General features: G+C 70.1%; 17 protein-coding genes. 14 read left to right on the forward strand and 3 right to left on the reverse strand.

The window, feature by feature from the left end; translation table 11 throughout:
* Window positions 1–18: 18 nt before the first annotated feature.
* Complete coding sequence (locus AB0M02_RS20535; RefSeq protein ID WP_364228899.1) at window positions 19–723, reverse strand: helix-turn-helix domain-containing protein; 705 nt, start codon at window positions 721–723, stop codon at window positions 19–21.
* Between the two features lie 84 nt (window positions 724–807).
* On the opposite strand from AB0M02_RS20535, the gene AB0M02_RS20540 reads away from it, so the two are divergent.
* The 9 genes from AB0M02_RS20540 to argG all read left to right on the forward strand — a co-directional run bounded on the left by AB0M02_RS20540 (window position 808) and on the right by argG (window position 9,490).
* Window positions 808–1,611 carry a class I SAM-dependent methyltransferase gene (locus tag AB0M02_RS20540; protein WP_364228900.1) on the forward strand — a complete coding sequence of 268 codons (804 nt, stop codon included), beginning with the start codon at window positions 808–810 and terminating at the stop codon, window positions 1,609–1,611.
* Between the two features lie 125 nt (window positions 1,612–1,736).
* Window positions 1,737–2,738, forward strand: coding sequence for an N-acetyl-gamma-glutamyl-phosphate reductase (argC, locus tag AB0M02_RS20545; RefSeq protein ID WP_364228902.1), 1,002 nt, complete (start codon window positions 1,737–1,739; stop codon window positions 2,736–2,738).
* Window positions 2,735–3,907: a bifunctional glutamate N-acetyltransferase/amino-acid acetyltransferase ArgJ gene (gene argJ, locus AB0M02_RS20550; RefSeq protein WP_364228904.1), complete on the forward strand. Its 1,173-nt coding sequence runs from the start codon at window positions 2,735–2,737 to the stop codon at window positions 3,905–3,907. The genes argC and argJ overlap by 4 nt, the downstream gene beginning before the upstream one ends.
* Window positions 3,904–4,773: an acetylglutamate kinase gene (argB, locus tag AB0M02_RS20555; RefSeq protein WP_364228906.1), complete on the forward strand. Its 870-nt coding sequence runs from the start codon at window positions 3,904–3,906 to the stop codon at window positions 4,771–4,773. Before argJ ends, argB begins: the two co-directional genes overlap by 4 nt.
* On the forward strand, window positions 4,770–5,921 hold the full coding sequence (locus AB0M02_RS20560) for an acetylornithine transaminase (RefSeq protein WP_364228908.1): 1,152 nt from the start codon (window positions 4,770–4,772) through the stop codon (window positions 5,919–5,921). Before argB ends, AB0M02_RS20560 begins: the two co-directional genes overlap by 4 nt.
* Window positions 5,918–6,850 carry an ornithine carbamoyltransferase gene (argF, locus tag AB0M02_RS20565; protein WP_364228910.1) on the forward strand — a complete coding sequence of 311 codons (933 nt, stop codon included), beginning with the start codon at window positions 5,918–5,920 and terminating at the stop codon, window positions 6,848–6,850. Before AB0M02_RS20560 ends, argF begins: the two co-directional genes overlap by 4 nt.
* Window positions 6,847–7,353, forward strand: coding sequence for an arginine repressor (locus AB0M02_RS20570; protein WP_364228912.1), 507 nt, complete (start codon window positions 6,847–6,849; stop codon window positions 7,351–7,353). Before argF ends, AB0M02_RS20570 begins: the two co-directional genes overlap by 4 nt.
* Window positions 7,353–8,243: a hypothetical protein gene (locus AB0M02_RS20575; RefSeq protein ID WP_364228914.1), complete on the forward strand. Its 891-nt coding sequence runs from the start codon at window positions 7,353–7,355 to the stop codon at window positions 8,241–8,243. Before AB0M02_RS20570 ends, AB0M02_RS20575 begins: the two co-directional genes overlap by 1 nt.
* Window positions 8,244–8,254: 11 nt before the next feature.
* Complete coding sequence (argG, locus tag AB0M02_RS20580) at window positions 8,255–9,490, forward strand: argininosuccinate synthase (RefSeq protein WP_364228916.1); 1,236 nt, start codon at window positions 8,255–8,257, stop codon at window positions 9,488–9,490.
* Here argG and dapE read toward each other — a convergent pair.
* The gene (gene dapE, locus AB0M02_RS20585) at window positions 9,487–10,557 is read right to left on the reverse strand and encodes a succinyl-diaminopimelate desuccinylase (RefSeq protein ID WP_364228918.1); all 1,071 of its coding nucleotides are present in this window, start codon (window positions 10,555–10,557) and stop codon (window positions 9,487–9,489) included. The two genes, argG and dapE, sit on opposite strands and share 4 nt — an antisense overlap.
* 71 nt (window positions 10,558–10,628) lie before the next feature.
* Between dapE and argH the strand changes: the two genes are divergently transcribed.
* The 5 genes from argH (at window position 10,629) to AB0M02_RS20610 (ending at window position 18,984) form a co-directional block, all read left to right on the forward strand.
* A complete protein-coding gene (gene argH, locus AB0M02_RS20590) occupies window positions 10,629–12,065 on the forward strand; it encodes an argininosuccinate lyase (RefSeq protein ID WP_364228920.1) in 1,437 nt (478 codons plus the stop codon).
* A 38-nt stretch (window positions 12,066–12,103) separates the two neighbouring features.
* The gene (locus AB0M02_RS20595; protein ID WP_364228922.1) at window positions 12,104–15,415 is read left to right on the forward strand and encodes a DUF4132 domain-containing protein; all 3,312 of its coding nucleotides are present in this window, start codon (window positions 12,104–12,106) and stop codon (window positions 15,413–15,415) included.
* A gap of 326 nt (window positions 15,416–15,741) precedes the next feature.
* Window positions 15,742–17,046 carry an extracellular solute-binding protein gene (locus tag AB0M02_RS20600; protein WP_364228923.1) on the forward strand — a complete coding sequence of 435 codons (1,305 nt, stop codon included), beginning with the start codon at window positions 15,742–15,744 and terminating at the stop codon, window positions 17,044–17,046.
* Between the two features lie 74 nt (window positions 17,047–17,120).
* Window positions 17,121–18,080 carry a sugar ABC transporter permease gene (locus AB0M02_RS20605; RefSeq protein ID WP_364228925.1) on the forward strand — a complete coding sequence of 320 codons (960 nt, stop codon included), beginning with the start codon at window positions 17,121–17,123 and terminating at the stop codon, window positions 18,078–18,080.
* Between the two features lie 94 nt (window positions 18,081–18,174).
* Window positions 18,175–18,984, forward strand: coding sequence for a sugar ABC transporter permease (locus tag AB0M02_RS20610; protein ID WP_364228972.1), 810 nt, complete (start codon window positions 18,175–18,177; stop codon window positions 18,982–18,984).
* 123 nt (window positions 18,985–19,107) lie between these two features.
* On the opposite strand, the gene AB0M02_RS20615 is transcribed toward AB0M02_RS20610, so the two are convergent.
* Window positions 19,108–20,157, reverse strand: coding sequence for a LacI family DNA-binding transcriptional regulator (locus AB0M02_RS20615; protein ID WP_364228927.1), 1,050 nt, complete (start codon window positions 20,155–20,157; stop codon window positions 19,108–19,110).
* Window positions 20,158–20,305 lie beyond the last annotated feature (148 nt).

The raw sequence follows: 20,305 nt of genomic DNA on the forward strand, positions 1-20,305 counted from the left end.
CAGGCTGGTCGCGGTGAGTCAGCGGGGCGTGTGATCTTCCGTACGATATGAAGGTCTTGGAACCGACGCGAAGGCCGACTGTCTGAACCAAGCCGGCACCGCGCGGCGCAGGTCTTCCGGGCCCGAGAAAGTGAGCTCGCCCGAGCGCAGCGCGGAGGCCCACGTCCGCTCGCCGCGCCAGACGTCGGTGAGGCAGCGCAGATCAGCGGTGACCAGCACGTCCACGTCGTGACCCGGATCGACGTCGCAGATGTCCACCTCGTCCGGGGTGATCACGAGCCACCAGTCGCGGACCCGGGCCGGCGCCGTGGGGAAGCTGAAGCGCAGCACCGTGCGCCGCGACGGCACCGCGCCGTGATCGACCTCCCGGTGCATGTCCCAGAGCAGCAGCTTCGGATCGAGATCGCGGTCGCCCAGCTCGGGGACCCAGCGGGCGCCCCAGGCACCGAGCGCGCGCACGATCGGCTCGAGCTCCTTGCCGGCGGGCGTCATCGTGTATTCCACCTCGGCGCCGAACCGCTGTCGCTCGATCAGGCCGGCCGCGGTGAGCTGCTGGAGGCGCCGGGAGAGCAGCGACGGTGACATCCGTGGCAGGCCGCGGCGCAGGTCGTTGAAGCGGCGGCTGCCGGAGAGCAGCTCGCGGATGATCAGCATGGTCCAGCGCTCGTCGAGCAGCTCCATCGCCTTGGCCACCGGGCAGAACTGGCCGTAAGAGGCTCCCATGCTCGTCAACCGTAAGGGTTCCGACAGTGGCAGTACAGATCGTGTACTAGGCGCGCCCGGCGAGACTTTATTACGTTCAGTTACATGACTGACACGTTGAAGGACAAGCATCGTGCGATGTGGGCGTCCGGGGACTATCCGTCTCTCGCGTCGGAGATCGTGGCGCCACTCGGGCCGGTCCTGGTTGCCGCGGCTGGGATCGGTCCTGGGGATCGGGTGCTGGATGTGGGAGCGGGTACCGGGAACGCGGCGATCCCCGCTGCGCTGACGGGGGCAGCGGTTACCGCCAGTGATCTGACGCCGGCATTGCTCGCCGCTGGGGAGAAGCTTGCGGCTGAGCAGGACGCGAAATTGGAGTGGCGGGAAGCGGACGCCGAGGCGCTGCCGTTCTCGGACGGTGAGTTCGACACGGTCATCTCGTGCATCGGGGTGATGTTCGCTCCGCACCACGCCGAGGCGGCCGGGGAGCTGCTGCGGGTGTGCCGTCCGGGCGGGACTCTCGGGCTCGCCAACTGGACGCCGTCCGGGTTCATCGGGCAGATGTTCGCGACCATGAAGCCGTTCGCGGCGCCGCCGCCTCCGGGGGCCTCACCGCCGCCGCTGTGGGGGGATCCCGCGCATCTGGACTCGCTGTTCTCCGGCGGTGTGGTCGACGTCTCCGTGGAACGGCGGGTGCTGCGGGTGTCGAGGTTCGGCTCGGCCGAGGAGTTCCGGGACTACTTCAAGGCCGTGTATGGCCCGACCATCGCCGTATATAAGAACATTTCGGAGGATTCGTCCAGGGTGGCCGCGCTGGATGCCGAGCTGGTGGAGCTGGGGCGGCGCTTCGACCAGGGTGGCGGCGTCATGGACTGGGAGTACCTGCTGTACACCGCTCGCCGCGCCTGAAGTCCCGAACTTCCGTGTGTGGATTACGGCCCACCCACGCACCCGTAATCCACACGCGCCGAACTTGCTTGCTCCCGCGCGATGCGAGTTGATACGGTGCTCTGCATAGTCATGCGGAGGTAGGTATGGGAATCCGGGTCGCGGTTGCGGGAGCGAGTGGTTACGCGGGGGGTGAGTTGCTCCGCCTGCTCGCCGGGCACCCCGAGTTCGAGCTCGTGGCGGCGACCGCGCACAGCCAGGCGGGCTCCGCGGTCAGTGCCGTCCACCCGCAGCTCGCCGGTCTGGACCTGACGCTCGGCTCCACCGACGCCGAGTCGCTCAGCGGTGCTGACCTGGTGTTCCTCGCGCTGCCGCACGGGCAGTCCGCGGCCGTGGCGGCACAGCTGCCGTCCGGTGTGAGGGTGGTGGATCTCGGCGCCGACTTCCGGCTGGAGAGCGCCGAGCAGTGGACCCGCTACTACGGTGGCGGGCACGCCGGCACCTGGACCTACGGACTGCCCGAGCTGCCCGGCGCGCGGTCGGCGATCGCGGCCTCCGACCGGGTCGCCAACACGGGTTGTTATGCGGCCACGATCACCCTGGCGCTCGCCCCGCTGATCGCCGCCGGCGTCGCCGACCCCGAGGACGTTGTGGTGGTCGCCAGCTCGGGCACGTCCGGTGCCGGGCGCAACGCCAGGGTGAGCCTGCTGGCCAGCGAGATCATGGGCGACCTCTCGCCGTACAAGGTGGGGGCCCACCAGCACGTCGCCGAGATCAAGCAGGCCACCGGGGCGAGCACGCTGTCGATGACGCCGATCCTGGCGCCGATGCCGCGCGGCATCCTGGCCACCGTGACCGCCCGGCGGCTCAACGGCGGCGACCCGCGCGAGGCGCTGCTGGCGGCGTACGAGACCGAGCCCTTCGTGCACGTGCTGCCCGAGGGCACCTGGCCGCACACCGCCGCGACCTCCGGTTCCAACTCGTGCCACCTGCAGGCCACGGTCGACATCGACTCGGGCCGCATCATCGTGGTGAGTGCGCTGGACAACCTCGGCAAGGGTGCCGCGGGGCAGGCCGTGCAGGTCGCCAACATCATGTTCGGTCTGCCCGAGACCACGGGCCTGTCGGTGTTCGGAGTCGCCCCGTGACCGTTACCCAGCCGAGGGGCTTCCGGGCCTCGGGCGTCGCCGCCGGTCTCAAGGCCAGCGGCAACGCCGACGTCGCCCTGGTCGTCAACGACGGTCCCGACTACACGGCGGCCGCTGTCTTCACCGGCAACCGGGTGAAGGCCGCGCCGGTGCTCTGGAGCCAGCAGGTGCTCAAGGGCGGCATCGTCCGCGCGGTCGTGCTGAACTCGGGTGGCGCCAACGCGTGCACGGGTTCGCAGGGTTTCCGTGACACCCACGCGACCGCCGAGCACACCGCTTCGGTGCTACGAGGCGGCGCCAAGCCGATGATGATCGGCGCGGGTGACGTGGCGGTCTGCTCGACCGGTCTGATCGGCGAGCTGCTGCCGATGGACAGGTTGCTGCCGGGCGTCAACGCGGCCGCCAAGGCGCTGGCCGTCGATGGCGGCGGTAAAGCGGCCGAGGCGATCATGACCACCGACACGGTTGCCAAGAACGCGGTGGCCCAGCGCGACGGCTGGTCGGTCGGCGGGATCGCCAAGGGCGCGGGCATGCTCGCGCCGGCGCTCGCCACCATGCTCGTGGTGATCACCACGGACGCCTCGGCCGACAACGAGACCCTCGACGCGGCGCTGCGCGAGGCCACCCGCCTCACGTTCGACCGGATCGACGCGGACGGCTGCATGTCGACCAACGACACGGTCCTGCTGCTCGCCAGCGGCGCCTCCGACCGGCAGCCGTCGCTCGCCGAGCTGACCGAGGCGGTCACCGACGTCTGCCACGACCTGGCCCAGCAGCTGATCGGCGACGCCGAGGGCGCGACCAAGCACATCGCCATCGAGGTGGCGGGCGCGGCAAGCGAGGCCGACGCGGTGCAGGTCGGGCGCACGGTGGCCCGCAACAACCTGGTGAAGACGGCGCTGTTCGGCAACGACCCGAACTGGGGGCGCATCCTCGCCGCGGTCGGCACCACGAGCGCGGCGTTCGAGCCCGACCGGGTCGACGTGGCGGTGAACAACGTGTGGGTGTGCCGGGGCGGCGCGGCAGCCGAGGGCCGGTCGAAGGTCGACCTGTCCGGGCGGGACGTGACCATCACCGTGCACCTGCACGAGGGCGAGATGGGCGCGACGATCTGGACCACCGATCTGTCGCACGCGTACGTCCACGAGAACTCGGCGTACTCGTCGTGACCACGCCGGGGGAGAAGGCCGCGATCCTGATCGAGGCGCTGCCGTGGCTGGAGCGTTTCCACGGCACCACGGTCGTGATCAAGTACGGCGGCAACGCCATGATCGACCCGGAGCTGCAGAGCGCGTTCGCCGCCGACATGGTCTTCCTGCGCCACGTCGGCATCAAGCCGGTCGTGGTGCACGGCGGCGGCCCGCAGATCAGCCGGATGCTCAAGCGGCTCGGCATCTCCTCGGAATTCCGCGGCGGGCTGCGCGTCACCACCCCGGAGGCGATGGACGTCGTCCGGATGGTGCTCACCGGGCAGGTCGGCCGCGAGCTGGTCGGCCTGATCAACCAGCACGGGCCGTACGCGGTAGGCCTCTCCGGCGAGGACGCGGGCCTGTTCACTGCGGTACGCCGGCAGGCGGTGATCGACGGCGAGCCGGTCGACATCGGGCAGGTCGGCGACGTCGACCAGGTGCACACCTCGGCGGTGGACGACCTGATCGCCGCCGGCCGGATCCCGGTGATCGCCACGGTGGCGCCGGACGCCGACGGTGTGCTGCACAACGTCAACGCGGACACCGCCGCGTCGGCCCTCGCGGTGGCGCTCGGCGCCCGCAAGCTCGTCGTGCTCACCGACGTGCCCGGTCTCTACACGAACTGGCCGGACACCTCGTCGCTGACCACCGAGATCGACGCCGACGCGCTGGAGAAGCTGCTCCCCGGACTGGAGTCCGGGATGGCGCCCAAGATGGAGGCCTGCCTGCGCGCGGTCCGCGGGGGAGTGCCAGCCGCGCACGTCGTCGACGGCCGGGTCGCCCACTCGACCCTGCTCGAAGTCTTCACGGAAGAAGGATTCGGAACCATGGTGGTCCCCTCATGAGCCTCGTGGAACGCTGGCAGGCGTCCATGATGAACAACTACGGCACGCCGGCGATCGGCCTGGTCAAGGGCGAGGGCGCGGTGCTCACCGCGGAGGACGGCAAGCAGTACGTCGACTTCCTCGGCGGCATCGCGGTCAACGCCCTCGGTCACGCGCACCCCGCCGTGGTCGCCGCGGTCACCCATCAGATCCAGCAGCTGGGGCACGTCTCCAACCTCTACATCTCCGAGCCGCCGGTCGCCCTCGCCGACCTGCTGCTGGCGCTGGCCGGGCGCTCCGGGCGGGTGCTGTTCTGCAACTCCGGCGCCGAGGCCAACGAGGCCGCTTTCAAGATCTCCCGGCTGACCGGGCGGACCCACGTGGTGGCGACCGACGGCGCGTTCCACGGACGGACGATGGGAGCGCTCGCGCTGACCGGGCAGCCGGCCAAGGCGGACCCGTTCCGGCCGCTGCCACCCGAGGTCACCCATATCGCGTACGGGGATGTCGCCGCACTGGAGGCCGCGGTCACCGACGAGACGGCCATGGTGATCCTGGAGCCCATCCAGGGTGAGAACGGCGTCGTCGTCCCGCCCGCCGGTTACCTGGCCGCGGCCCGCGAGATCTGCACGCGGCACGGCGCGCTGCTCGCCCTCGACGAGGTGCAGACCGGCATCGGGCGCACCGGGCACTGGTTCCACCACCAGAGCGAGGGCGTCGAGCCGGACATCGTGACGCTCGCCAAGGGTCTCGGCGGTGGCCTGCCGCTGGGCGCCTGCATCGGGTTCGGCCCGGCCGCCGACCTGCTCCAGCCCGGGTCGCACGGCACCACGTTCGGCGGCAACCCGGTCTCCTGCGCCGCCGGTCTCGCGGTGATCCGCACGATCGCCGGCGAGGGCCTGCTCGACCACGTCAAGCGGATCGGCGAGCAGCTGCGCCGGGGCATCGAGGGTCTCGGCCACCCGCTGATCGACCACGTGCGCGGTGCCGGCCTGCTGCTCGGCATCGTGCTCAGCGAGCCGGTCTCCGCCGACCTGGCCGCGAAGCTGCGCGACGCCGGTTTCCTGGTCAACCCGGCCAAGCCGGACGTCATCCGGCTCGCACCGCCCCTGATCATCTCCTCCGATCAGGCGGACGCCCTGATCGCTGCCCTGGACGGTTTCCGTTGACCCTGCGCCACTTCCTCCGCGACGACGACCTCACCCCGCAGGAGCAGTCGGACATCCTCGACCTGGCCGCCGAGATGAAGGCGAACCGGTTCGGGTACACACCTCTCGCGGGTCCCCGCTCGGTCGCCGTCTTCTTCGACAAGGCCAGCCTGCGCACCCGGCTCTCGTTCGAGGCCGGCATCGCCGAGCTGGGCGGTCAGCCGATCATCGTCGACTCGCAGAACACGCACTTCGGCCGTGGTGAGAGCCTCGCCGACGCCGGCCGGGTGGTCTCGCGGTACGTGGCCGCCATGGTCTACCGCACCCACGGCGACGAGCGGCTCGCCGAGCTGGCCACCGGGGTGGGTGTTCCGGTGATCAACGCGCTCAGCGACGGGTACCACCCGTGTCAGCTTCTCGCCGACCTGCTCACGATCCGCGAGCGGTTCGGCGGGACGGCCGGGCGGACGCTGGCGTACGTGGGCGACGCCGCCAACAACATGGCCCACTCCTACCTGATCGCCGGTGCGATGGCCGGCATGCACGTCCGGGTGGCCGGGCCGTCCGGGTTCGACCCGGCGCCGGCCGTGGTGGGACGTGCCGCCGAGATCGCGGCGTGGACCGGCGGCTCGGTCGAGATGCTGCGCGACCCCCGCGAGGCGGCCGACGGCGCGCACGTGGTGGCGACCGACACCTGGACGTCGATGGGCCAGGAGGACGACGGCAAGGACCGGCTCACCCCGTTCTGGCCGTACCAGGTGAACAAGGACCTGCTGGCCGTCGCGGCACCGGACGCGATCGTGCTGCACTGCCTGCCGGCGCACCGCAACGAGGAGATCACCGACGAGGTGATCGACGGGCAGCAGAGCGCCGTCTTCGACCAGGCCGAGAACCGGCTGCACGCGCAGAAGGCGCTGCTCACCTGGCTCCTGGCGGCGAACGAACGATGAGCTCCCCGGTCACCCGCGCCGGACGGCACGCCCGTCTCGTCGACCTGATCCGCAGCCGGCGGGTCCGGTCGCAGACCGAGCTGGCCGACATCCTCGCCAACGAGGGCGTGCAGGTCACTCAGGCGACGCTCTCCCGGGACCTGGAGGAGCTGAACGCGGTCAAGGTGAGCGGGATCTACTACATCCCCGAGGACGGGCACCGGCCGCTGCGGGAGACCACCGGCCAGGGCCCGGCGCGGCTGATCCGGCTGCTGCGGGAGCTGCTCACCGGGGTGGACTCGAGCGGGAACATCGCCGTTCTGCGTACGCCACCGGGCGCCGCGCAGTTCCTGGCGAGTGCGCTGGACCGGTCCGGCCTGTCGGACGTCGTGGGCACGATAGCCGGTGACGACACGATATTCGTGGTGGCGCGGGACGCCGGGCCCGACTCGGGCGCGGCACTGGCCGAGAAACTCGGCAACTGGAGCAGGTCGGACACCGAACATCGTGAGGAGAGCCGCTGATGACCTTCACACCCGCGGTGGAGTCCCGGTTCCCGGACTTCGCCGACCACACCGGCACGCTGGTCGGACACGGGGTGGAGTTCTTCCTCGCCTCCAACGAGACGCTGCGCCCGCACCTCAACGAGAAGCCGTACGGCCATCCGCTCACCTGGCTCGACTTCACCGACACCGCGGAGAAGGACTGGTCGATCCGGGAGTTCCTCAACCACTTCAACGTGATCAACGGCATCGCGTTCGGTGACCGGGGCATCCCGATGCCGCAGTGGGTGATGGTCGACCTGATCCTGATGCCGGCCGCCGCCCTGATCGCGAGCCTGCCGCAGGACGAGTTCGCCGCGATGGTCGAGCGGTCCACGTTCCGCTTCGACACCGACGTGAAGCAGCTGCTGCGCAAGGTGCAGGCCGACATGCGGGCCAGTGGATACCGCGGGCCGGTGCCGGTCGGCGGCTACTGCGCGGCGCCCTCGGCCGAGCCCGGCCGCTGGGTCGGCTGGTCGCTGTGGTCGCTGATGCCGGCCGTCGGCCTCGGCAAGGCGGCCAAGGCACTGGCACTCTCCGCCTACCGCGCGCAGAAACTGGACGGCATCACGCAGTACGACAACAGCGCGCTCAAGGTGCACACCGAGTTCGGCGCGCTGAAGATCCTGGTCGCCACCGTCCCGTTCCACACCTCGCCGGGCTCGTTCGTCTATCAGAGCGACCTCACCCTGCCCGCCGGGGGTGAGCTGCCCGAGCCGACCTTCCTGCTCGATCCGTTCGACTACGATCGCCAGCGGGCGATGCAGAAGGACATCGAGGCGGGTCGCTGCGACTTCCATGTCCTGCCGCCCGGTCACGTGAAGGACGGCAAGACGTATGTGCCGATCCTCGAGACCCCACGCTCCCGTTAGGAAATCCCGCAATGACCAAGCGCAAGATCGTTCTCGCCTTCTCCGGCGGGCTGGACACCTCGTACCTCCTGGTCTCGTTCCGTGAGCAGGGCTGGGACGTGGTGACCGCGAACATCGACACCGGCGGCCTGCACAGCGGCGAGGGCGAGGCCGTCCGGGCACGGGCCGAGGAGCTGGGCGCGGTCGAGCACCACGTCGTCGACGCGCGCGCGGAGCTGTACGAGCGCGTGATCACGTACGCGATCAAGGCGAACTACCTGCGCAACGGCGCCTACCCGTCGTGCGTGGGCGCGGAGCGGCTGATCCAGGCGGAGAAGGTCGTCGAGGTGGCCCTGGAGGTCGGCGCGGACGCGATCGCGCACGGCTCGACCGGCGCCGGTGCCGACCACGTCCGCTACGACGCGGTGATCCGCGCGCTGGCGCCCCAGCTGGAGATCGTCACGCCGGTCCGCGACGAACGGCGGACCCGCGAGGAGGAGACCGACTTCCTGCGCGAGCGCGGCTACCAGGTCAGCGAGAAGATCAAGAAGTACTCGATCAACGAGGGACTGATCGGCACGTCGATCGGCGGCGAGGAGACGTACGGCTCCTGGGAGTACCTGCCCGAGGAGGCCTGGACGTACACGAAGTCGATCGACGCGGCTCCGGAGAAGGGCGTCGAGCTGCTGCTCTCGTTCTCCAAGGGCGAGGTCGTCTCGGCCACGACGGCGGCCGGCGACCCGATCTCCGGCACGGGCGACGGCGCGCCGAACTACGCGATCCTGCGGGCGCTCAACGTGCTCGGCGGCGAGCACGGGATCGGGCGCGGCATCCACATGGGCTCGACCATGGTCGGCAACCTGGCCCGGGTGGGTTTCGAGGCGCCCGGCATGCTGATCCTCATCGCGGCCCACCGCGAGCTGGAGAAGCTGGTGCTCTCCAACCGGCAGCAGGCGACCAAGGCGACGCTCGGGAACACGTACGGCGACCTGCTCCACGAGGCCGTCTACTTCGACCCGATCATGGACGACTTCCGGGCGTTCCTGGACTCCAGCCAGTCCCGGGTGACCGGCACCGTGCGCGTGCTGCTGCACAAGGGCAACATCGTGCCGCTGGGCAGCAAGAGCCCGTTCAGCCTGCTGGACGCCGCGACCCGGTCCGGTGTCGTCTACGGACACGGGTCGTCGCTCTGGACGGGCGAGCAGGCCCGGGCGTTCGCGCACATGTACGCGACGCCCGGCACGATCGCCCGCGAGGCCGCGCGCTAGCTCAGCCAGGACCGGAGGACCCGCAGCGACTGGCGGATCTCGGGGACCGGCACGTGCTCACCGTCGGTGTGCGCGAGCAGCGGGTCCCCGGGCCCGTAGTTCACCGCGGGGATGCCCAGGCCGGCGAACCGGGCGACGTCGGTCCAGCCGAGCTTGGGCTGCGGAGTCCGGCCGACCAGGTCGACGAACTCCTTGGCGGCCGGCTGGTCGAGGCCGGGCCGGGCGCCGGGAGCGGCGTCCACCACCTCCAGGTCGAAGCCGGCGAAGACCTCGCGCAGGTGTGCCTCGGCGGTGGCGACGTCTCGGTCGGGCGCGAAGCGGTGGTTGACGTAGACGGTGCACAGGTCCGGGATGACGTTGCCGGCGATGCCGCCCTCGATCTTCACGGCGTTGAGGCCCTCGTGGTAGCGCAGGCCCTCGACGACCGGCTGCCGCGGCTCGTACGCCCGGAGCACGTCGAGCACGGCGCCGGCGCTGTGGATGGCGTTGCTGCCCCGCCACGAGCGGGCGGCGTGCGCGGCCACACCGGGCACCGTGATCTTCACGCGCATGGTGCCCTGGCAGCCGCCCTCGACAGTGCCGTCGGAGGGTTCGCCGAGGATCGCGAAGTCCCCGGCCAGCCAGTCGGGGTGGTTGCGCACGAGACGGCCGAGGCCGTTGAGGCGCGCGGCCACCTCCTCGTGGTCGTAGAAGACATAGGTGACGTCGTAGCGGGAGGAGGTCAGCGTGGCGGCGAGGTGCAGCATGACGGCCACTCCGGCCTTCATGTCGACGGTGCCTCGGCCGTGCATGACCTCGTCGTCGCCGGACCCGGTCGTGGTGACCGGCAGATTGTCGGCGATCGGCACGGTGTCCAGGTGCCCGGCCAGCACCACCCGGGTGCCCCGGCCGAGACGGGTGCGCGCCACGACCGCGTCGCCGTCGCGGAGCACCTCGAGGTGGGCGTGCTCGCGCAGGGCCGCCTCGACCTCGTCCGCCAGCCGCTTCTCGTTCCCGCTGACCGAGGGGATGTCACAGATGGCACGGGTGAGGTGGACGACGTCGCCGGTGAGGTCAAGGCTGCTCATGCAAACGACCCTATCCGGGTCGAATCAGGGGTTTGAAGAAGAGTGACCGGACCGAAGATAGGGTGCGAAGGGTGAGTAGCGAAGTGACTGAGGAGCCAACCCGGCTGTGGGGCGGACGGTTTGCCGGCGGCCCGGCGGAGGCGCTGGCCCGGCTGAGCGTCAGCGTGCAGTTCGACTGGCGCCTCGCGCCCTACGACCTGCTCGCGTCGCGGGCGCACGCCCGCGTGCTGGCGAACGCGGGGCTGCTCGACGCGGACGAGCTCGGCCGGATCCTGGCCGCCCTCGACGACCTGGCGTCGGCCTGCGCGGCTGGTGAGTTCCGGCCGACGATCGAGGACGAGGACGTGCACACCGCGCTGGAGCGGGGTCTGCTGGAGCGTCTCGGCGCGCTGGGCGGCAAGCTGCGCGCCGGCCGGTCCCGCAACGACCAGGTTGCCACCGACCTACGCCTCTACCTGCGGGATCACGCTCGCGGCGTGGCCGTCGCACTGATCGAACTGGCGGATGCGCTCACCGAGCAGGCCGCCCGCAACGTCGACACCCCGGCGCCGGGCATGACCCACGTGCAGCACGCGCAGCCGGTCAGTTTCGGTCATTGGCTGCTCGCCCACGTGCAGCCGCTGCTGCGTGATCTGGAGCGCCTGCGCGACTGGGACACCCGGACCGCGATCAGCCCCCTGGGCAGTGGCGCGCTCGCCGGTTCGTCGCTGCCGCTGGACCCGGCGGCGGTCGCGAAGGAACTGGGCTTCACCGCGCCGGCGCCGAACTCGATGGACGCGGTCGCCGACCGGGACTTCGTGGCCGAGTTCCTCTTCGTCACCGCGCTGGTCGGTGTGCACCTGTCCCGCCTCGGCGAGGAGGTCGTGCTCTGGACCTCCACCGAGTTCGGCTGGGTGGAGCTGGACGACGCGTTCGCCACCGGTTCGTCGATCATGCCGCAGAAGAAGAACGCGGACATCGCCGAGCTGGCCCGGGGCAAGAGCGGCCGGCTGGTCGGCGGCCTGGTCGCGGTGCTGACCATGCTCAAGGGACTCCCGCTCACCTACGACCGGGACATGCAGGAGGACAAGGAGCCGGCCTTCGACGCGGTGGACACCTTGGAGCTTTTGCTGCCGGCTTTGGCCGGCATGATCTCCACAATGACCGTACGCGTGGACCGGCTCGCGGCCGCGGCACCAGTGGGTTTCTCGCTCGCCACTGAGGTCGCCGACTGGCTCGTCCGCAAGGGTGTGCCGTTCCGTGACGCCCACGAGATCACCGGCAAGCTGGTGGCGCTCTGCTCCGCGCGCGAGTGCGAGCTGGAGGACGTCACCGACGACGACCTGAAGACGATCAGCGAACACCTCGACCCGTCGGTCCGGCAGGTCCTCTCGGTGTCCTCGGCGCTCGCGGCCCGCACGACGCCGGGTTCGACCGGCCCGGGTCCGGTGCAGGAGCAGCTGGCCACCGTCCAGCACAAGCTCGACAACTGGCGCCAGTGGGCGGTCGAGAAGGTCGTGCCCCGCTGACCTCGAAAGTGTCTTAGCCGGGCGATAACCTGCCGCCCATGTCGTTCGTGCTCCCCGAGCCCTGGTCATCCCAGCTGCACCCGCGCCGTGGCGGCGCGGGTGCCCGGCCGGTGACGCCCGACCCACGGGCGCGGGAGGTCGTCGACGGGCTTCTGCGGGCCATCCCCGGCTTCGTGCCGGGCGTGATCTTCAGCGAGTTCACCGACCCGGCCGTGCGCGAGGCGGCAATCGCGTGGTGGGGCCGCGACCCGGCGGCCCCACCGGCCGGCGCGGCCGCCGTCGCCCTGGCCGCCCAGCTGATGGACTGGCAGACGACGGTGAACCATCCCTGGTCCGCCGACCTCTGGCTGGCCGAGCGGGGTGTGCTGTTCGCCGCCGAGGCGGCCGTCGAGTTGTTCTCCCTGGCCCTGGTCGCCGAGGGCAACCGCGAACTGCACCGGGCCATCCGTCGCGACGGCACCGAGACAGTCGGCGTGCGACACCGGCGCCTGGGCGAGACCCGCGGGATGGCACCGTTCTTCGACCCCGCCCTGCTGGTGCTCCTGCGCGTGCGCGCGGCCCTCGCCACGGTCACCGACGATGTGCACGCTGACGTCGTGGCCGCCCTCGCCACCTACCGTGACGCCGGCGTCTACCAGCGATGCGCCACCTCCCTGCTTGCGCCGTCGGAGCGGGACTGGGTGGCACACGACTGGACCGAGGCGCTCACCGAGCCCGATTCCGGCCGAGCGTCCCGCCTGCTGGCAGCGATCGGCACACCCGAGCAGGCCGAGGCCGCGCGAGCTGCGGGCGGGTCGCTGGCTGTCGACTGGCCCGGCCTGAGTGCCACCGTTGTCGACGGCGTCGGGCCGGCGGCCGCGACCGGCCTGCTACTGGACTGGATGGACCGGGTCCCGGCCACCCGGGCGGACCGGCGGCGCGAGCTGCTGTCCCTGATCACGGTCCTCCCGGAGGACGCGGCGATGCGCGGGCTGATCGAGCGACTCAGCCACCGGCACGTCCGGCCCGCGTTGATCGAGATGGCCGAGCGGTTCCCGGCCCGCGGGCTGCGGCTGCTTGCGACCTCGGCCGAGCGGCCGGGAGTGAGCGATCTGCTGCGGGCGCGGGTGCTGGCCGACACGTCGCTCGCCGCTCAAGTCCTGCCCGAGCTCGACGGTGCCGCGGCAGCCCGGATCCGGGAGATCCTCGATCTCGGCACCACGTTGACTTTCGCGCCGACGGAGGCGTTGCCGCCGCTACTCGTGGATCCGCCGTGGCGGCGTCGCCGGAAGCCGGTCCCGCCACCCGTGATCCCGCTGACCCCGCTTCCGGTTCCGGTCGCGGTGGAGTGGGCGGAGGGCGAGCGCGAGGCGTGGGACGCGGTCGGCTTCAGTCCGTACGGTGCCGGGGACTGGACACGGGCCGCCGAGCGGCTGCGGCACGGCGAGCCCAAGGGCGCCCGGGAGTCGGTGGAGTTCTTCGTCGGCGCGCCGGAGGATCTGGCCGGTCCGCTGCTCGCCGGCTGGCAGCCGGGCACCTCCTGGGACTGCGGCCGCTGGATGCGCAGGATCGCCGCCCGCTTCGGGGCGGATGCGCTGCCGCCGCTGCTGACGCTCGCCCCACGTGCTCCGGCCGAGGTCGCGGAGCTGCTCCAGCCGTTCACGGCGCCGGAGATCCCGGTGCTGATGGCCGAGTGGCTGGGCCGCCTCAAGCGCGCCCGGGCAGCCGCGCTCGCCTGGTTCGACCGTCATCCGGCCGCGGCGGCGCGAGTGCTGGTGCCGCGCGCCCTCGGCCCGGCGGGCGCATCACGCCAGCAGGCGGAGGCCGCGCTGCTCGCCCTGGTTACGGCCGGCCACGGCGAGGCACTGTCCGAAGCAGCGAAGGAATACGGCCCAGCCGCCGCCGCGGTGATCGAGACCCTGGCGGCAACCGACCCGCTGGAAATCCTGCCGGCCCGGGTGCCGGCGCTGCCCGAGTGGGTGGACCCGGGGCTGCTGCCTCCGGTCCGGCTGCGTGGCGGTGGTGTGCTGCCGCCGGATGCGATCCGGGATCTGGCGATGGTGTTCGCGCTGGGGAGGCCGGGGGAGCCCTATCCCGGTGTTGATGTCGTGCGGGCGGCGTTCGAACCGGCAGATCTGGCGAGGTTCGGGTGGGGGCTGTTCGAGGGCTGGCTGGCCGACGGTGCCGAGGGGAAGCACGGCTGGGTGCTGGACGTGCTGGGGCTGGTCGGTGATGACGAGACGGTGCGGCGGCTGACGCCTCGGATTCTGGCGTGGCCGGGTGAGGGCGGGAGTGCGCGGGCGGTCACCGGCGTGCGGGTGCTCGCCGAGATCGGCACCGACGTGGCGCTGATGCAACTCAGCGGGATCGCGGAGCGTTCGAAGTTCAAGACGCTCAAGGCCGCCGCCCGCGAGACCGTCACCGAGGTGGCCGCCGGGCTGGGGCTCACCGCCGAGCAGCTCGCCGACCGGCTGGTGCCCGACTTCGGGCTGTCGGTGGACGGCGCCCTGACGCTGGACTACGGGCGGCGCTCGTTCGTGGTGAGCTTCGACGAGCAGTTGCGGCCGTTCGTGACCGACGCGGCGGGCAAGCGGCTGAAAGCGCTGCCGAAGCCAGGAGTGCAGGACGATCCCGTTCTGGCATCGGCCGCCCACCAGCGTTTCGCGGCGCTCAAGAAAGAGGTGCGCTCGGTCGCCGGCGATCAGATCCGCCGGCTGGAACGGGCCATGGTGACCGGGCGGCGCTGGACACCGGCCGAGTTCGAGCGCTTCTTCATGACGCAGCCGCTGGTCCGCAACCTGTCGCGGCGTCTGCTCTGGGGCCGGTTCGACACGGCCGGCGCACTGGTCGGCGCGATGCGGGTGGCCGAGGACGGCACGCTCGCCGATGTGGACGACGAGACCGTCTCGCTGCCCGGCGGCGCGGTGGTCGGACTGGTGCATCCGTTGCACCTGGGCGAGGACCGGCACGCCTGGTCCGAGGTCTTCGCCGACTATCAGATCCTGCAACCGTTTCCGCAGCTGGGCCGCGAGACGGCGGCGCTGACCGAGGCGGAGGCGTCCGGTTCGGAGCTCACCCGCGTCCGGGACCGGGTCGTGCCGGCCAGTGCGGTGCTCGGCCTGGAGGGCAGGGGCTGGCGGCGGGAGTCCCCACAGGACGGTGGAGTGCAGGGGCGGGTCTCGACGACGCCGGTGGACGGTGTGGAGATCTCGCTGGGGCTGGATCCGGGCATCGTGGTCGGCGAGCCGGACTTCTTTCCCGAGCAGCGCCTCGACGTCGTGACCCTGCACGGCACCACCCGCACGTTCGGCGAGCTAGACCCCGTCGTTGCTTCCGAACTCCTGCGTGATCTGAACCGGCTGGTCGGCTGAGCGGTAAGAGGCATGCAGACCATGCCAACTCCTTCTGTAGTTGGTGAAAGAAGTTGCAAGCGGCGCGCATCACCCTGATGATGTTCTTCCGCGAGCCGGGGCGGTTCCTGCAACTACTTCCATGACGGATGCGTTGCAAGCCTGCGTCCTGCGCGCGTCTCAAGGTCACAGAACGGCAGCTAGCGGGCCATTTGCCGCCCGCTTAGTCCGGATCGTTCGCGTTCCTCCGGCGGTCCTGTTGCAAGTTGGTTCGCAAGGGGTTTCTAAGCAAGAAACTTCTTGCTAATGTCCGCCCGATACCCCAGCAGGTCATCAAGGAGCGCAACATGCGTCGCATAACCAAGGGAATCGCCGCCCTGGCCGCCGTGACTCTCGCCTTCTCCGTCGCCGCCTGCGGTGGCGACAAGAAGGAGGAGAACACCGAGGCGGCCAAGGTCGACCCGGCCTCCCTCTCCGCCGAACTCACGTGGTGGGACACCTCGGACGCCAAGAACGAGGGCCCGGCGTTCAAGGAACTGATCACCAAGTTCAACCAGACGTATCCGAACGTCAAGATCAACTACCAGTCGGTGCCGTTCGCTGACGCGCAGAACAAGTTCAAGACCGCCGCGCAGGCCAAGACCGGTGCGCCCGACATCCTGCGCGCCGAGGTCGCCTGGGTGCCGGAGTTCGCGTCCCTGGGTCACCTGTACGCGCTGGACGGCTCCGAGCTGCTCGCGGACGAGGCCGACTACCTCGAGGCGCCGCTCGCCTCCAACAAGTTCGACGGCAAGACGTACGGCGTACCGCAGGTCACCGACAGCCTCGCCCTGCTCTACAACAAGGAGCTCGTGGAGAAGGCCGGTGTGGCGGTGCCGAAGACCTGGGCCGAGCTGAAGACGGCCGCACAGACCGTCAAGTCGAAGACCGGCGTGGACGGCCTCTACGTCAACGCCGCCGGCTACTTCACGCTGCCGTTCATGTACGGCGAGGGCGGCGACCTGGTCGACACGGCGAGCAAGAAGATCACCGTCAACTCCGAGCAGAACGTCGCCGGTCTGAAGATCGCCAAGGACCTGATCGACAGTGGCGCCTCGGTGAAGCCGTCGGCGACCGACTCGTACGGCACGATGATGACCCTCTTCAAGGAGAAGAAGGTCGCCTTCATCATCAACGGCCCGTGGGAGGTCAACAACATCAAGTCCGCCCCGACCTTCGGCGGCATCGAGAACCTCGGCATCGCGGCGGTCCCGGCCGGCTCCGCCAAGGCGGCCGCGCCGATCGGCGGCCACAACTACGTGATCTGGTCCGGCGTCCCGCAGGAGAAGGCACCGGCCGCCGTCGCGTTCGTGAAGTACCTCAACTCCGCAGAGTCGCAGGCGTTCCTCGCCGAGAAGCTGGGCCTGCTCCCCACCCGCAAGTCGGCGTACGAGCTGGACGCGGTCAAGAACAACGCGGTCGTGTCGGCGTTCAAGCCGGTGGCCGAGGCCGCCGCGAGCCGCCCGTGGATCCCGGAGGGCGGCCAGTTCTTCGGCCCGCTCGACCAGATGGCCACCGAGGTTCTGATCCAGAACAAGGACCCGAAGGCGTCGCTCGACGCGGTCGCTGAGAAGTACAAGACCGAGGTCGTCCCGGCGTACTCCGCCTCCTGACGCGTCTGCGGGCGCCGGCTCCGGCCGGCGCCCGCCCCTCTCCTGGAGCCTCACAGATGACCACTGTCACACCCATGTTGCCCAGGCTGCGGCGTAGCTGGGACAAGCACTGGTCCGCCTGGGCGATGGTCGTGCCCGTCGTCGTCGTGATGGCGGTCCTGATCTTCTATCCCCTGGTCAACGGCGTCTGGCTGTCGTTCACCAACCAGACCGAGGCCAACCAGCTGGCCGAGATCTGCACCAAGTCCATCACCGGCGGCGAGGTCTGCAAGGACAACCCGAACGCCTGGTCGTTCGTCGGGCTGGACAACTACGTCAGCGTGCTGACCGGCAAGGTCGGCGAGTTCTGGATGTGGGCGAGCAACACCCTGATCTGGACCGTGGCCGGCGTGACGTTCCACTACGGCCTCGGGCTCGGACTGGCCGTCATGCTGCACCGGCAGTTCCGGTTCCGCGGCCTCTACCGGGTGCTGCTCGTGCTGCCGTGGGCGGTGCCCGCCTTCATCAGCGCGTTCGCCTGGAAGTTCCTCTTCAACGAGCGCCTCGGCCTGGTCAACTCGGTCCTCAACGCGGTCGGCCTCGATTCGGTCGCCTGGTTCTCGGACCGGTGGTCGGCGCTGTTCGTCGCCACGCTCACCAACATCTGGCTGGGCGTCCCGTTCATGATGGTGGCCATTCTCGGCGGCCTGCAGGCCATTCCCGAGGAGCTCTACGAGTCGGCCGAGATCGACGGCGCGACGCCGTGGCAGCGGTTCCGCGCCATCACCCTGCCGGGCCTGCGCCCGGTCAGCATGACGGTGATCCTGCTCGGGACGATCTGGACCTTCAACATGTTCCCGATCATCTTCCTGGTGACCGAGGGCCAGCCGGCCGGGCAGACCGAGATCCTGGTGACCGGCGCGTTCCGGGCAGCCTTCGAGGGCCTCCGGAACTACTCGCTCGCCTCCACGTACGGCGTGCTGATCCTGTCGATCCTGCTCATCTTCTCGGTGTTCTACCGGCGGGTGCTGCGCAAGCAAGGCGAGGTGTGGTGACGTGACCCAGATGGCTCTGGCAGAGGCCGCCCCGGTGGTCCCCGACCGTCCGGCGCGGGTCAACAAGCCGCGCCGCGGCCAGCGGTCGATCGGCATGTCGGTGCTGCTGCACGGCACGCTCATCGTGGCGTCGCTGATCGCGATCGGGCCGATCGTCTGGGTGCTGCTCTCCTCGTTCAAGCCCGGGTACGCCGTGCAGAGCACCGAGATCACGCTGGTCAAGGACCCGACGCTGGCCAACTACGAGTACGTGCTGTTCGAGACGAACTTCCCGACCTGGTTCCTGAACTCGGTGATCGTTGCGGCGCTGACCATGGTGATCGGCATCTTCTGCTCGGCCACCACCGGGTACGCGCTGTCCCGGTTCAACTTCCCGGGACGCCGCCCGCTGATGATGGTCTTCCTGGTCACCCAGATGTTCCCGGTGGCCATCCTGATCGTCCCGATCTACACGATCATGGCTGGCCTGGGCCTGGTCAACACGCTGCCGGCGCTGGTGATCGCGTACCTGACCATCGCGGTGCCGTTCTGCGCCTGGATGCTGAAGGGGTACTTCGACTCGATCCCGACCTCGCTCGACGAGGCGGCGTCGCTGGACGGCTGCGGTCCGTTCCGCACGTTCTACCGGGTGGTGCTGCCGCTGGCGCGGCCGGCCATCGCGGTGACCGGGTTCTACACCTTCCTGACCGCCTGGGGTGAGGTGGCGTACGCCTCCGCACTGATCCAGACCGACAACAGGTTCACCCTGGCGTACGGCCTGCAGCAGTTCGTGCCGCAGTTCAATCCGCAGTGGGAATATCTCACCGCGGCCGCCGTGCTCGTCACCGTCCCGGCCGGAATCGTATTCCTTTTCGCCCAGCGGCATCTCGTCTCCGGGCTTACCGCGGGCGGCACCAAGGGCTGAATTAAAAGAACTGCTCCGGAATCCGTTCACGAACGGATTCCGGGGTTTTTTCATGCCTGTGCTCGTGCACAGAGAACGCTCTCTCAATGGGCGGCCCGAGCCGGGCCGCCCATTACGAGTTCGTCAGGCGGCGGGTGTGGCGACCGGGACGCCGGTGCGCACCGGAGCGATCGCCGTGGAGTTACGGACCACCAACTCGGGATGGAAAAGGTATTCCGAGTGCGGCGCGCCGTGCCCGTTGATCTCGTCGACCAGGGAGCGGACGGCGGCCACGGCCATCGAGGTGACCGGCTGGCGCAGCGTGGTCAGCGGCGGGTCGGTGAACGGGATCAGCGCGGAGTCGTCGAAGCCGATCACCGAGACGTCCTCGGGAACCCGCAGCCCACGGCGCCGGGCGGCCCGGATCGCGCCCAGCGCCATCATGTCGGAGGCGCAGATCATGCCGGTGACGCCCCGGGCGAGCAGCCGTTCCGCGGCCACCTCGCCGCCCTCCACACCGAACAGCGTGAGCGAGGTCCAGTCGTCCAGATCGGCGTCGCCGGCACCGGTCTCGCGGCGCATGGCGGCGCGGTAGCCCTCCAGCTTGCGCTGGGTGTTGATGAACCGGTTGGGGCCGGAGATCAGGCCGATCCGGCGGTGGCCGAGCGCGACCAGGTGCGTGACGGCCAGGTCGCCGGCGAGCCGGTCGTCGCAGGAGACGAAAGGCGCTTCCAGTCCTGCCGCATATCCGTTCACCAGCACGATCGGCAGCGGCCGGTCGAGCAGCCGCTGGTAACGCGAGCGGTCGGAGGTGGTGTCGGCGGCGAGGGAGGAGATGAAGACGATGCCGGAGACCTGGCGGTCGAGGAGCATCTCCACGTACTCGTCCTCGGTGACACCGCCGGGTGACTGGGTGCAGAGCACCGGCGTGTAGCCGTGCTGCGCCAGGCTCGACTCGATGACCTGGGCAAACGCGGGGAAGATCGGGTTGTCGAGCTCGGGGACGACCAGGCCGACGAGGCCGGCGCTGCGCTTGCGCAACCGTTCCGGTCGTTCGTAACCGAGGACGTCGAGTGCGGTCAGGACCGCCTGCCTCGTTTCGGCGGAGACACCGGGGCGGTCATTAATGACACGCGACACCGTCGCCTCACTGACTTGAGCCTGTTTGGCGATGTCGGCCATTCGCGCACGCATGGTTCTCACTCTAGTTGGTCGGTTGTACGGTCGGCATGGTACTGAAAGGTCTTCCATTCCATGGAAGTCCTTGCTAACGTCCCGGCAACAGGGACGATACAACCGATCTTCGATGGTGGCGCCCTTCGATGGCACCCCAGTCGGAGTT

The sequence above is a fragment of the Actinoplanes sp. NPDC051861 genome (genome assembly GCF_040681145.1).
Lineage (GTDB): Bacteria > Actinomycetota > Actinomycetes > Mycobacteriales > Micromonosporaceae > Actinoplanes.